Source organism: Mesorhizobium sp. M0040, assembly GCF_040323505.1.
Lineage (GTDB): Bacteria > Pseudomonadota > Alphaproteobacteria > Rhizobiales > Rhizobiaceae > Mesorhizobium.
Genome location: NZ_JAMYVA010000006.1, coordinates 63,521 through 76,713 on the forward strand (window position 1 = coordinate 63,521; position 13,193 = coordinate 76,713).

Annotated in this window: 12 protein-coding genes; 1 reads left to right on the top strand and 11 read right to left on the bottom strand. The window is 63.9% G+C overall.

Annotated elements, in window-relative coordinates; genetic code table 11:
* Positions 1–3 precede the first annotated feature (3 nt).
* From NKJ91_RS07755 to NKJ91_RS07805, 11 genes are all read right to left on the bottom strand, one after another.
* Complete coding sequence (locus NKJ91_RS07755; protein ID WP_352455065.1) at positions 4–816, bottom strand: enoyl-CoA hydratase family protein; 813 nt, start codon at positions 814–816, stop codon at positions 4–6.
* Positions 813–1,283, bottom strand: a complete 471-nt coding sequence (locus NKJ91_RS07760) for a MarR family winged helix-turn-helix transcriptional regulator (RefSeq protein ID WP_023676834.1) — start codon at positions 1,281–1,283, stop codon at positions 813–815. Before NKJ91_RS07760 ends, NKJ91_RS07755 begins: the two co-directional genes overlap by 4 nt.
* On the bottom strand, positions 1,277–2,050 hold the full coding sequence (locus NKJ91_RS07765) for an SDR family NAD(P)-dependent oxidoreductase (protein ID WP_352455066.1): 774 nt from the start codon (positions 2,048–2,050) through the stop codon (positions 1,277–1,279). Before NKJ91_RS07765 ends, NKJ91_RS07760 begins: the two co-directional genes overlap by 7 nt.
* Positions 2,047–4,341, bottom strand: coding sequence for a bifunctional salicylyl-CoA 5-hydroxylase/oxidoreductase (locus NKJ91_RS07770; protein ID WP_352455067.1), 2,295 nt, complete (start codon positions 4,339–4,341; stop codon positions 2,047–2,049). The genes NKJ91_RS07765 and NKJ91_RS07770 overlap by 4 nt, the downstream gene beginning before the upstream one ends.
* A gap of 143 nt (positions 4,342–4,484) precedes the next feature.
* The gene (locus tag NKJ91_RS07775; protein ID WP_352455068.1) at positions 4,485–5,084 is read right to left on the bottom strand and encodes a VOC family protein; all 600 of its coding nucleotides are present in this window, start codon (positions 5,082–5,084) and stop codon (positions 4,485–4,487) included.
* 80 nt (positions 5,085–5,164) lie between these two features.
* Positions 5,165–5,995 (bottom strand): ATP-binding cassette domain-containing protein, encoded by an 831-nt coding sequence (locus tag NKJ91_RS07780; protein WP_352455069.1) that lies wholly within the window; start codon positions 5,993–5,995, stop codon positions 5,165–5,167.
* Positions 5,988–6,878, bottom strand: a complete 891-nt coding sequence (locus NKJ91_RS07785; RefSeq protein WP_352455070.1) for an ABC transporter ATP-binding protein — start codon at positions 6,876–6,878, stop codon at positions 5,988–5,990. Before NKJ91_RS07785 ends, NKJ91_RS07780 begins: the two co-directional genes overlap by 8 nt.
* Entirely contained in the window at positions 6,875–7,723 is an 849-nt protein-coding gene (locus NKJ91_RS07790; protein WP_352455071.1) for an ABC transporter permease, read from the bottom strand. Before NKJ91_RS07790 ends, NKJ91_RS07785 begins: the two co-directional genes overlap by 4 nt.
* On the bottom strand, positions 7,716–8,723 hold the full coding sequence (locus tag NKJ91_RS07795; protein WP_352455072.1) for an ABC transporter permease: 1,008 nt from the start codon (positions 8,721–8,723) through the stop codon (positions 7,716–7,718). Before NKJ91_RS07795 ends, NKJ91_RS07790 begins: the two co-directional genes overlap by 8 nt.
* A gap of 206 nt (positions 8,724–8,929) precedes the next feature.
* On the bottom strand, positions 8,930–10,456 hold the full coding sequence (locus NKJ91_RS07800) for an ABC transporter substrate-binding protein (protein ID WP_352455073.1): 1,527 nt from the start codon (positions 10,454–10,456) through the stop codon (positions 8,930–8,932).
* Positions 10,457–10,563: 107 nt separating this feature from the next.
* Positions 10,564–12,138 (bottom strand): phytoene desaturase family protein, encoded by a 1,575-nt coding sequence (locus NKJ91_RS07805; protein ID WP_352455074.1) that lies wholly within the window; start codon positions 12,136–12,138, stop codon positions 10,564–10,566.
* A gap of 117 nt (positions 12,139–12,255) precedes the next feature.
* Between NKJ91_RS07805 and NKJ91_RS07810 the strand changes: the two genes are divergently transcribed.
* Positions 12,256–13,047 carry a cyclase family protein gene (locus NKJ91_RS07810; RefSeq protein WP_023676844.1) on the top strand — a complete coding sequence of 264 codons (792 nt, stop codon included), beginning with the start codon at positions 12,256–12,258 and terminating at the stop codon, positions 13,045–13,047.
* Positions 13,048–13,193: the final 146 nt, after the last annotated feature.

Here is a 13,193-nt window from a genome sequence, read left to right on the forward strand (position 1 = left end):
ATCTCAATTTCCCTCGAACACCGGCTTCTCCTTAGCCACGAAAGCCGTGTACGCCCGCTCGAAATCGCGGGTCTGCATGCAGATCGCCTGCGCCTGCGCTTCCGCTTCGATCGCCTGGTCGAGACCCATCGACCATTCCTGGTTCAGCTGCGTCTTGGTCATGCCATGGGCGAAGGTCGGGCCGGAAACGATGCGCGCGGCCATGTCGAGCGCGTCGGCCTCGAGCGCCGCGGCATCCACCAGCCGGTTGTAGAAGCCCCAGCGCTCGCCTTCCTCGGCACTCATCGTGCGGCCGGTATAGAGCAGCTCGGCGGCGCGGCCCTGGCCAATGATGCGCGGCAGGATCGCGCAGGCCCCCATGTCGCAGCCGGCAAGGCCGACGCGGGTGAACAGGAATGCTGTCTTGGCCTGGGGCGTGGCGATGCGGATATCGCAGGCCATGGCGATAATCGCGCCGGCGCCGACCGCCACGCCGTCGACCGCAGCAATAATCGGCTTGCCGCAATTCAGCATCGCCTTGACGAAATCGCCCGTCATGCGGGTGAAGGCGAGCAGCGCCTTCATGTCCATCTTGACCAGTGGGCCGATGATTTCGTGGACATCGCCGCCCGAGCAGAAATTGCCGCCGTTGGGAAGGAACACCACCGCATCGACATCGTCGGCATAGACGAGATCGCGAAAAGTGTCGCGCAATTCGGCATAGCTGTCGAAGGTCAGCGGGTTCTTGCGCTCCGGTCGATCGAGCCGGATCTTTGCGATCTTGCCTTCGACCTGCCAGAGGAAATGCTTCGGCTTGCGGCCGGCCAGCTTCGTCATTCCCGTCCCTCCCAATTGCTGCGGAAGGAGGTCAGCATGCCGGTCAGCCGGCGCGCCTCATCCTCGCTCACATTGCCCAGCAACTCGCCGACCCATTTCTCATGCGCGGCGGCGATCACGGCGAAAATCTTCGATCCCTCTTCCGTCAGCCGCACCATCGAGGTGCGGCGGTCGCCATTGCGTCGGGCCCGCATCACCAACCCTTCCGAGACCAGCCGGTCGATGATGCCGGTGACATTGCCGTTGGACACCAGCAGGAAGCGCGAAAGATCGCTCATCAGCATGCCCTCCGGCGCGCGGTAGAGCGCGGCCATCACGTCGAAGCGTGGCAGCGTTGTGTTGAACTCTTGCCGCAGTCGTTCGCGCAGCTCGGCCTCGATGGTGCGCGAGGCGCGCAGCAGGCGTATCCACAGCCGCAGGCGGTCCTTGCCGGGTCCGGACGGGGCGGGCAGGGGACCGGCTACCATGTCTCACCTCCGGAGATCGAAATCGTCTGCCCGGTAATCGACCGGGCGGCGTCGCCACACAGATAAAGTACCGCGGCCGCAATTTCTTCCGGCTGGATGAAGCGGCCTTGCGGGTTGGTCGCGGCTAGGCTTGTCCGTGCCTGCTCGGACGAGCGGCCGGTCGTTTGGACGATGCGCTGGACGGTGCTCTCCAGCATCTCGGTTTCGACAAACCCTGGGCACACGGCATTCACTGTTATGCCGGACTTGGCGGTCTCGACGGCGAGTGCCCGCATCAGGCCGACGACGCCATGCTTGGCGGCAACGTAAGCTGCGACATAGGGATAGCCTTTCAGTCCGGCGGTGGAAGCGACGAAGATGATACGGCCAGTCTTGCGCACTGCCATGCCGGCCAACGCCGGCTTCACCGTCAGGAACGCACCGGTCAAGTTGACGTCGAGCGTGCGCTGCCAGTCTGCCAGCGAGGTCCGCTGCGCCGGGGCACTGCCGGACATGCCGGCATTGGCAACGACGATGTCGAACGCTCCGCGTGCCGCTTCCGCGGCCTCGTAGAGCGACGCCATCGACGTCTCGTCGGTGACGTCGGCGGCAATGGCGAAGATGGACTTGTTCTCCGCGGCGACCTCGGCAAGCGGCTCCACGCGCCGGCCGCAGATGGTCACGTCAACGCCCGCGCCGGCCAGCGCCAGCGCGATCGCGCGGCCGACGCCGGAGCCGCCGCCGGTGACCAGCGCATGACGCCGCGAAATCGTCGCCGCGGCACTCATACTTTCAACCCCGCTGCCGCTTCGCGTTCGGCCAGCCGGTAGAGCTGGTCGCGGCCGGGCAGGTAGGGATCCGGCCATTTGACGCCGCGATCGCCAAGCGTGACGGCCGCGTGCAGCGTCCAATACGGATCGGCAAGATGCGGCCTAGCCAGTGCGACGAGATCGGCGCGGCCCGCCATCAGGATCGAGTTGACGTGGTCCGGCTCATAGATATTGCCGACCGCCATCGTCGCCATGCCGACCTCGTTGCGGATGCGATCGGAAAACGGCGTCTGGAACATGCGGCCATAGACCGGTCTTGCCACGGCCGAAGTCTGGCCGGCCGATACGTCGCAGATGTCTACGCCGGCCTCATGCAGCAGCCGCGCGATCTCTACGGCATCGGCCGGCGTCACGCCTTCGATGCCCAGCCAGTCATTGGCGGAGATGCGCATCGAGATCGGCTTCTCGGCCGGCCACGCGGCGCGCACCGCATGAAAGATTTCCAAGGGGTAGCGCATGCGGTTTTCCAGCGAGCCGCCATAGGAGTCGGTGCGCCGGTTGGTCAAGGGCGTGATGAAGGAGGACAGGAGATAGCCGTGCGCGGCGTGGATTTCGAGCATGTCGAAGCCGCAGCGCGCCGCCATCTCGGCCGAAGCGACAAACTGGTCGCGCACCATATCCATGTCGGCGCGGTCCATCGCCTTAGGCACCTGGTTTTCCCGCGACCACGGCACGGAAGACGCTGCCATGACGGGCCAATTGCCTAAGGGCAGCGGCACGTCGGTTCCCTGCCAGCCGAGCCTGGTCGACCCCTTGGCACCGGAATGGCCGATCTGGGCGCAGATCTTGGCCTCGGTTTCGGCATGGACGAACTCGACCAGCCGCTTCCAGGCGACCTCATGCTCGGGCGCATAGAAACCGGGGCAGCCAGGCGTGATGCGGCCCTCCGCGCTGACGCACGTCATCTCGATGTAGAGGAGACCGGCGCCGCCTTTGGCCCGTTCGGCGTAATGGGCGAAATGCCAATCGGTCGGACAGCCGTCGACCGCTTTGTACTGCGCCATCGGCGAGACGACGACGCGGTTCTGCAGCGCCATGCCGCGCAGCCGGAACGGCGCGAACATCGGCGCGCGACGCAGATTGTTGCCCCCGGCGCCGGCCTGGCGCTGGAACCACTCCTCGGCGCCGGCCAGCCATTCGGCATCGCGCAGCCGCAAATTCTCGTGACTGATGCGTTGCGAACGCGTCAGCAGCGAATAGTTGAACTGCACCGGATCGAGGCCGAGATAGCGCTCGACCTCCTCGAACCATTCGAGCGAATTGCGCGCCGCCGACTGCAGCTTCAGCACTTCGGTGCGGCGGGCGTCCTCATATTTGCTAAAGGCGGCCTCGAGGTCTGGCTCGGACTCGAGATAGTCGGCCAGCGCCACCGCGCTTTCCAGCGCCAGCTTGGTGCCGGAACCGATCGAGAAATGCGCGCTCGCCGCCGCGTCGCCCATCAGCGCCAGGTTCTTGTAGGACCAGCGTTCGCACAAGACGCGCGGGAAATTGATCCACGCCGAGCCGCGGATATGATTGGCGTTGGTCATCAGCGCGTGGCCGCCGAGATGACGGGCAAAGATGCGCTCGCAGACGGCAATCGATTCCTGCTGCGACATCGCGCCGAAGCCGAAGCGCTGCCAGGTCTGCTCGCTGCATTCGACGATGAAGGTCGCGGTATCGCTGTCGAACTGGTAGGCATGCGCCCACACCCAGCCATGCTCGGTCTTTTCGAAGATGAAGGTGAAGGCGTCGTCGAATTTCTGGTGGGTGCCGAGCCAGACGAACTTGCATCTACGAATGTCGATATCGGGCTTGAACACGTCGACGAAGGCGCTCCGCGCTTTCGAGTTCAACCCGTCGGCGGCGACAACCAGGTCGTGCGTCTCCATATATGGCTTGGGATCGGCGATGTCGGTTTCGAAGACCAGCTTGACGCCGAGTTCGCGCGCGCGCCGCTGCAGCAACGTGAGCAGCCGCTTGCGGCCAATGCCGCAAAAGCCGTGACCGGTCGAGACCGTGCGCACGCCGTCATGGATGACGGCGATATCGTCCCAATAGGCGAAATGCTTGCGGATCCAGACGGCGCTGACCGGGTCGTTTTTGGTCAGGTTCTCCAGCGTTTCGGCCGACAGCACGACGCCCCAGCCAAACGTGTCATCGGCACGGTTGCGCTCGAACACCGTGACCTCATGCGCGGCATCCCTGAGCTTCAGCGAGATTGCAAAGTAGAGCCCGGCTGGTCCGCCGCCGAGAACCGCAACTTTCATCGTGCGATCTCCTCTTCGCTTCTGTTTGTCGAGTTTACGCCTGAGACGGATTAATTCAAGCTTGAAGTTTCAGGATTGAAACAATCCGCCCCAGAAACCCAGCTTGCCGGCAGTCGGCTTGCGCAGGCAAGGGACGCCCCGGGCTATTTTTCCGGGTTCTTCGGGCTCCACAGCACCGTCTCCGCATCTTTTTCATAGGCCATGCCATTGGGATAGCTGATCGCTTCCAACTGCAAGCCCCAGGGCGCCTGGAAGTAGAGGATGGTCTGGCCGGCGGCCGGGCCTTCGGTAACCGGCAGCGGTCCCATCCGCGTCTTGACGCCCTTGCCGTCAAGATAGGCTTTTGCGGCGGCGATGTCGTCGACATAGAAGGCGATATGGAAGCCGCCTATGTCGCTGTTGCGAGGCGTCAGGTCCTTCTGGTCCGGCGCGGTGTATTTGAACAGCTCGATGTTCGACCCGTGTCCGCAGCGGACCAGGGTGATCTCCTCGATCACCGCCTTGGGATCGACGCCCAGCAGATCCTGCATGAATGTGCCCTTGTCGTCGGCGAACGGGCCGAACGACATCGCCTTCTTGCAGCCAACCACCTCGGTGAAGAAATCGACCGCCTGCTGCATGTCGGGGACGGTGACGCCGGTGTGGTCGTGGCCACGCATGCCGGGAATGGAACTGGCGTAAGCCGTGCCGATGCCTCCCAGCACGGTGGCGGTGAGCACTGCGTAGCGGATTGCATTCTTCATGTCAGTCATCCTCCATCGCGGGGCATTTTGCCGGGTGCACGCCTGAGGCCCGCTCTTTAGCGTGCGAATAGGATTGTGTTTCATGCCGGCGCCTTTGCGGCGGGAAGTAGCCAGGCATCATCGATCTCGGGCAGCGGAATGGCGGCGAGCAGATCGCGCGTGTAGCCCTGCTGCGGCTGCTCGAACAAAGCGTCGGTCGCGCTGGCTTCGACGATCGCGCCTTCGCGCATGACGATCACTTGCCGGCAGAGCCGCCGGATCACCGACAGGTCATGGCTGATGAAGGCAACGGTCAGGCCCATTTCGGCGGCGAGTTTTTCCAGCAGCGTCAGGATCTGTGCCTGCGTCGACACGTCGAGGCCTGAGACGATTTCGTCGGCCAGCACGAATTTCGGCGACAGCGCCCGCGCGCGGGCAATTCCGCCGCGCTGGCGCTGGCCGCCCGACAATTCATGACGATAGCGGCTGGCGAAGCCTTGCGGCAGGCCGACGCGCTGAAGCGCTTCAGCAACTCGGGCTTTCAGATTGTCGCCGAGGCCATTCTGTTTGAGTGGTGCGGCGATGATGCTGGCGATGGTGCGGCGTGGGTTAAGCGACGACATCGGGTCCTGGAAGATCATCTGCAGATTGCGGCGCAGCGGCCGGAGTTCGGCCTCAGCCAGATGCGTGATGTCGCGGCCGTCGAAGATGACCTTGCCGGCGCTCGGCTCCAGAAGCCGCACTAAGGCGCGGCCAAGCGTCGATTTGCCGGAGCCGGATTCGCCGACGATGCCGGTCACCGATCCCTTTGGCAGGTCGAAATCCAGCCCTTTCAGGATCTCGGCCAAGGGCGCGCGGCCGATCAGCGGCTTGCGCGTCATGTCGGGCAGCGCGACCTTCAGCCCACGCACGGAAAACAGCGGCTCAGCCATGCGGGCGCCTCCAGGCCTGATCGGCGGCGGCGATCTCCGAAGCAAGCCCGGCCAGTACCGCCTCGTCCACCGGCTTCAGCGAGGCGAAGGGGTCGGTGTAGCGTGGCGTCGCGGCCATCAGAGCTCGCGTGTAGGGGTGCTGCGGAGCGGCGAAGAGAGCGGCCGTTTCGGCCTCCTCGACCACCTTGCCAGCATAGAGCACCGAGACCTTCTGGCTGATCTTGGCGACGACGCCGAGATCATGGGTAACGAACAGGATCGCCGTGCCGTGCTCGCGCTGCAGTTGCGCGATCAGCCGCAGGATCTGCTTCTGCACAGTCACGTCGAGCGCTGTGGTCGGCTCGTCGGCGACGATCAGCCTTGGTTCGGCCGCAAACGCCGCGGCGATCAGCACGCGCTGGCGCATGCCGCCGGACAGCTCGTGCGGATAGCATTTGAGGACACGCTCGGGGTCGCGGATTTGCACCTCGTCCAGCAATTGGCGGATGCGTGCATCGGCCTTCTCGCCGCTCCAGCCGAGGATGCGCACCAGCCGGTCGGTCATCTGCGGGCCGATGCGGCGTGACGGGTTGAGTGCGGTCAGCGGATCTTGCGGGATCAGCGCCGTGCGCGCGCCGATCAGGGTGCGCCGTGCCTTGGCCTGCAGTTTGCCGAGGTCCTCGCCCTCAAGCAGCATGTCGCCTTCGACGATGCGCACGCTCGAAGGCAGCACGCCAAGCACCGCCTTGCCGATCATCGTCTTGCCGGCGCCGCTCTCGCCGACCAGCGCGCGCACCTCGCCGGGCTCGACGGCGAGCGACACCGAGCGCAGCACGCGCAAGCCATTAGGCAGCACCGCGCTAAGACTGCGGATATCGAGGCAGGGTTTCGCCAGCGCGTTCATCGCAGCACCGGATCGAAACGTGCCCTGAGGCCCTCGCCAAACTGGCTGAACGACAGCACCGTCAGGATCAGCGTGACCAGCGGGAACACCAGCACCCACCAGGCCTGATGGATCGACAGGCGGCCCTCGGCGATGATGCCGCCCCAGGTTGGGTCGTCGGTCGAGATCGACAGATTGACGAAGGACAGGATCGCCTCGACGATGACGGCAATGCCCATCTCCAGCGACAGCAGCGCGACGATCGATGGCACCACATTGGGCAGCACCTCGCACAGCATGATGCCGATGCGGCCGTAGCCGGCGATGCGGGCGTTCTCGACATAATCCATGCGCGACTGGCCCATCGTCTCGGCGCGGATCACCCGGCAGAAGCGCGTCCAGTCGATGACGGCAATGGCAATGATGACCGAGCTCAAGCCGGTGCCGAGCACGGCGACCAAAAGGATGGCAAACAGCACCGGCGGAAACGCCATCCAGACATCGACAACGCGCGAGATGATGCGGTCGGCCCAGCCGCCGAAATAACCAGCGATCAGGCCGAGCGTCGAGCCGACCAGGCAGGCCGCGATGGCGGCGGCGAAGGCGACGATGAAGGCGATGCGGGCGCCGAAGATCAGCCGTGACAGGAGATCGCGGCCGAGACTATCGGTGCCGAGCCAGTAGCCGGGCTCGGCTCCATCGAGCCAGAACGGCGGCAGGCGCTCCAGCATCAAATCCTGCGCCAGCGGGTCCTGCGGTGCGACCAGCGGCGCAAAAATTGCGGCCAGCAGCGCAATCAGCAACCAGCCGCCGGCCAGCCACAGGCGTGCCCGCGAGCCATGTCTCGAAATGCGGGCCTCATCCATGGCGCAGCCTCGGATTGAGCAGGGCGTACATCATGTCGACGGCAAGGTTGATCAGCACAAACAGCAGCGCGAAGACCAGCACGATGCCCTGGATCAGCGGCAGGTCGCGGTTGATGACGGCATCGATCGCCATGTTGCCGAGACCTTCATAGGAAAACAGTCGTTCGACGATGACCGTGCCGCCGATCAGGAAGGTGAACTGCACGCCGACCAGCGTCAGCGTCGGCAGGGCCGCGTTCTTCAGCGCCTCGCGCAGGATGACCTGCGTTTCCGAAAAGCCCTTTACCCGCGCCAGCACGACGTAGTCGAGGTCGAGCACTTCCTTCAGCGACTGTTTCAGCAGCTGCGAGATGATCGCGGCCAGTGGCAGCGCCAGCGCAATCGCCGGCATCAGCATGTGTGCCAGCAGGTCCCTGGTCAGGTCGAAGCGCAGCCGTACGATGCTTTCGAACAGATAGAATTGCGTGACGAAGGGCAGATCGAGTTGCGGCGACACCCGGCCGGAAATGTCGAAAACCGGCACCAGCACGCCGAACAAAAGGATCAGCACCAAACCCCACAGGAAATCGGGAATCGAGAGCGCCGCACCGCTGGCGATGTCGATGCCAGCTTCGACCGCGGTGCCGCGTTCGCGCGCGCCGAGGGTCGCCGTCGTGCCGCCGATCGCCAGCGCCATCACAAGCGCGACGATCGCGAGTTCCAGCGTCGCCGGCAGGCGGTTGAAGACCAGGCCCAGAACATCCTGCCGGAGCGAAATCGAAGTGCCGAAATCGCCCCTGATGACACCTGCCAGCCAGATGAAAAATTGCTGGACGATGGTCTTGTCCAGCCCGTAAAGCGCGCGCAGACGCGCGATGTCGGCATCGGTTGCACCGGGCGGCAGCATCATCGCGATCGGATCGCCTGGCGCGACACGGATGACGACGAAGACGACGACGGCCACGCCGAACAGCGTGATCGCCATCGTCAGAAGACGGATCAGGAATCTTTGCAGCAGCATTTCCGGCCTGATGCGTTTTTATTTGAGGTACTCCCCCTCATCCGGCCCTTTCGGGCCACCTTCTCCCCGAGGGGAGAAGAGTCGCGAACGGCTGAGCCAGTCTCTTCTCCCCCCGGGGGAGAAGGTGGCCGCGAAGCGGCCGGATGAGGGGGCCTGCGTAGCAGAAGAAGGCACACCGTCTTGTGGCAGGGTGCCTCCACACGATGTCAGGCCGGGCTCATCAGCGCCGGCAGAAGTGCGCCCGACACATGCTGCACGACATTGACGCCCTTGGCATGCACGATCGGCTGCGCATACTGGATCAGCGGCAGCACATAGGCCTGTTCGGCGATGTATTTGTCGACGGCCTTCCAGCCGGCAATGCGCTTGGCCTCGTCCTTCTCGCCCCATAGTGGATTGATCATGTCGATCAGGTCCTGGCTGTCCCATACCGAATGCGGGCTTGGGCCATACATGGCAAAGCCGGTCGACGTGGTGGGATCGCCGATGGCATTGCCCCAATTGTAGAAGGCCGCCGGCGCCAGCTTGTCGGCGGCGCGCAGCTCGTAGTGCTTGGCGATCTCGTAGACCTCGATCGTTGCCTCGATGCCGACCTTGCGCCACATGCCGACGATTGCCTGGATCATCTCGTAGTCCTTGGGCTTGAAGCCCTTGGTCGTCTGTATCGTGAACTTGACCGGCTTTTCCGGCGAATAGCCGGAGGCGGCCAGCAGTTCCTTGGCCTTGTCCGGATTGTGCTCCACCTTGATCGACGCATCGTAGGCCTCGTATTCCGGCGTCTCCAGCGTATCGATGGGCTGGCCGTAACCGCGCAGCAGCCGGTCGACCAAAAGCTTTTTGTCGACCGCCATCACCGCCGCCTGGCGCACGTTCTTGTCCAGCATCACGTCGATGTCGTTGAAGAAGATCATGCCGATGTCGGAGACGTTCTTGCATGAGCCGGCAAGTCCATCCTTGGCGATCAGGCGGTCATATTCCTCATAGGGGATTTCCAGCGTCACCTGCGAGGAACCGGACTCGATCTCGGCGACGCGGCTCGCCGCATCGGTGACGAACTTGATGGTTACGTTTTCGAAGGCCGGCTTGCCGCCCCAGTAGTTCGGGTTGGTCTTGAGCCGCAGGAAGGCGTTGCGCTCGAATTTGTCGACCATATAGGGCCCGGTGCCGATCGGGGCTTTCTCAAAACCCTCGGCGCCGACCTTTTCGTAATAGGCCTTCGGCATGATGTAGCCGGTCAGGAACGACATCCACTTGAAATACACCGGGTCGAATTGCACGACGTCGCCGGTGATCTTGTTGCCGTCGATCTTGAAGTTGTTGACGTTCTTCCAGACGAACTGGATCGGGTTGCCGGTCTTTTCATCGCCCGCCCGCTGCAGCGACCAGACCACGTCTTCGGCCGTGAATGGCGAGCCGTCATGCCAGGTGACGCCCTCGCGCACCGTCATCATGATCTTGCTGCGATCCTCGTTCCAGCCCCATTCGGTGAGCAGGCCGGGCGCGAAAGAAAGATCCGGCTTCTGCGGGATGAACAGGTCGAACACCGACTGGTAGAGACCCTGGATGGTCGGGTTGACCGCCGAAGGCCCGGTGGTCGGGTCCCAGGACGGCAAATTGACATTGTAGGCGATGGTCAGTTCGCCGGCAGCCTTGGCGACTTGCGGCAGGCCGAGCGCCGTGGCGCCAAGTGCGGCCGCGCCATATCCGAGCAATTCTCGTCTGTTGATTGTCATGGTCGTTCCCCTGTTGCTTTTATGCGCGGTGTCGTTGTCAATCGGTGGGTTCAGGCTCCTTGGGCAACCGCGCCTTGTCCTCCTTCACCCTAGATGAAAAATGGAGCCTACCTCCCGCCAAGTTGTTGCGCGAGCATGAAGCCCGACCCCGCCCCGGTGCCGGCGCCGGGCCATGTTGCCGCCCCGGTCAGGTGCAGATTGCCGACCGGCGTGTTCCAGCCGGCGTAACCGCGCGCCGGCCGGAACAGGAAATTCTGCGCCAGATGATGGCTGCCGCAGATCTGGTCGCCGCCGACAAGGTTCGGGTTCTCGCGTTCGAGGTCGATGGGCGAGAACACGGCGCGGCCGAGGATCTTCCGACGAAGGCCGGGCGCATAACGCTCGATAATGTCGAGGACGCGCTCGGCGTAGTGCTCCCTAGCCTCGTCCCAGTGAGCCGCCGCGATCGTGCCCGCTGCATCGCCTGCAATCTCGGCTGGCAGCATGCGCACCTGCACCCAAAGTACGTGCTTGCCGTCCGGCGCGCGCGAGGGATCGACGGCCGTCGGCTGGCCGACGACCAGCACCGGTTCATCCGGCAGCATGCCTGCCATCGCCTGCTGGTAGGTCAGCGACATGGCGTCGAGCGACGGCGAAAGGTGCACATAGGCGAACTGCCGAAGCTCGGCGCCGGCGCGCCAGTCCGGCAGATTGTCGAGCGCCAGATGGATCATCAACGTCCCCGGCGCGTGGCGGAATTTTTTCACGGCCGTGTCGAAGCCGGTGTCGCCCGATCCGTTAGGCAACAGTTTCCCGGTCAGCGCCTTGGGCGCGACACCGGCGATGACGGCCTTGGTGGCTGTGTGGGTCTCGCCGGAAGCGAGCCGCACGCCGGTCGCTTTGCCGGCCGAAACCGTGATCTCGGCGACATCAGCCCCGGTGACGATCTTGCCGTCGGCGGCCGTGAGCATGCCCGACAGAGCGCGGATGATGGTGTCGGCGCCGCCTCTGCCGAGCACCATACCGAAGCACTGGTTGGCCATGGATTCGAGGTAAGGGAACACCGCGCCGCCGGCGATATCGGGGGCGAAGTCGAGATGCATGCCCCAGGTGGCGAGCGTCGCCCTGACATGCGGTGACTGGAAAGTCTCCTCGAGCCAGGCGCGGGGTGACGAAAGCAGCAACCGACCAGTATCGAGCGCGCCGGCAAAACCCTTCTTGCGCCAGAGGTTCCAGGCGGTGCCGGCGAGCGCACGGCCGCTCATCGGCGAGCCCAGCAGCCGGAACAGATGCTCGGCCTCCGCCGGGAATGCCGCAACCAGACGGCGCCATGTCTGTGCGTCGGCGTCGGAAAAAGCGGCCATGCTCGAGGCGGTCTTTTCCAGGTCGCTGCTGACGCCGAACCAGCGACCGTCGGGGAAGGCGCTGGCAAAACAGTCGGCCATCGGCACGAATTCCAGCCCGTGGGTTTTCAATTCATTTGCATATTTCTTGTGAAAGGCCGAGCCGGCGAACAGGCTGAGATTCATCGCGCCGAAATCGTGCCGGAAGCCCGGAAGCGTCAATTCGCGCGTCTGGACGGCGCCGCCGATCGTTGCATTACGCTCGAAAACTGCCGTTTTCCAGCCTTTGAGCGCCAGATGCGCGGCGCATGCCAGACTGTTGTGGCCTGCCCCGACAAATATGGCGTCGAACTCGCTCACGCCCCGTCCCATTTCCTTTATGCTTAAAGATAATTGCAGATGCATATGTTTTCGTCTAGTAGGATATTAAGGGCCGCGAGAGCCTTCAGCACCATCGAGAAAGAGGGAACAGAGACCATGGACACACAACAACTTCTAGGCGAAGTCGCCGGCCAGCTGCTTTCAGGCGCCATCCAGGTGGTCGACCTGACGGCGCCGCTCGGGCCCAACACGCCACTGATCAAGCTGCCGCCGGAACTGGCGGTCGACACGCCGAAGATCGAGATCCACGCCATCTCCGCCTATGACAAGAATGGCCCGTGGTGGGCGTGGAACTGGCTCAAGCTCGGCGAGCATTCGGGCACGCATTTCGACGCACCCAACCACTGGATCACCGGCAAGGATTATCCGGACGGCGCCACCGACACCATTCCGGCGCAGAACTTCGTCGGCCCGGTCAACGTCATCGACTGTTCGAAGCAAGCGGCAGCCGATCACGATTTCCTGCTCACCGTCGATCACATCAAGGCATGGGAAGCCGAACATGGCGCTATCAACCCCGGCGAGTGGGTGGTGATGCGCACCGACTGGTATAAGCGCAACGGCTCGGAAGCCGAGTTCCTCAACGCCAATGAGACCGGACCGCACACGCCTGGCCCGACCGCCGAAGCCATCCAGTATCTGATTAGCAAGGACATCAAGGGCTGGGGCAGCGAGACCATCGGCACCGATGCCGGCAAGGCCGGCGGCATGGAGCCGCCATTCCCGGCGCATAGCCTGATGCACAAGGCTAACCGCTACGGCCTCGCCAGCCTTTGCAACCTCGACCGGCTGCCGCCGAAAGGCGCGATCCTCATCGCGGCGCCGCTCAAGATCGAGCACGGCACCGGCAGCCCGATCCGCGCGTTGGCGTTGGTGCCAAGGCAATAGGATAGCTGCGGTCTTCGGGAGAAGATCATGTGTGGAAGTGGCACTGTGGTGACGGAGTGGGAGCGGCAGCCTTGCAAAGCTGCGGCTCTACGGCGCCGTAGAGCGCCAATCTCTGCAATTGAGCTCCTGCCGGCTAGGAGCACGCA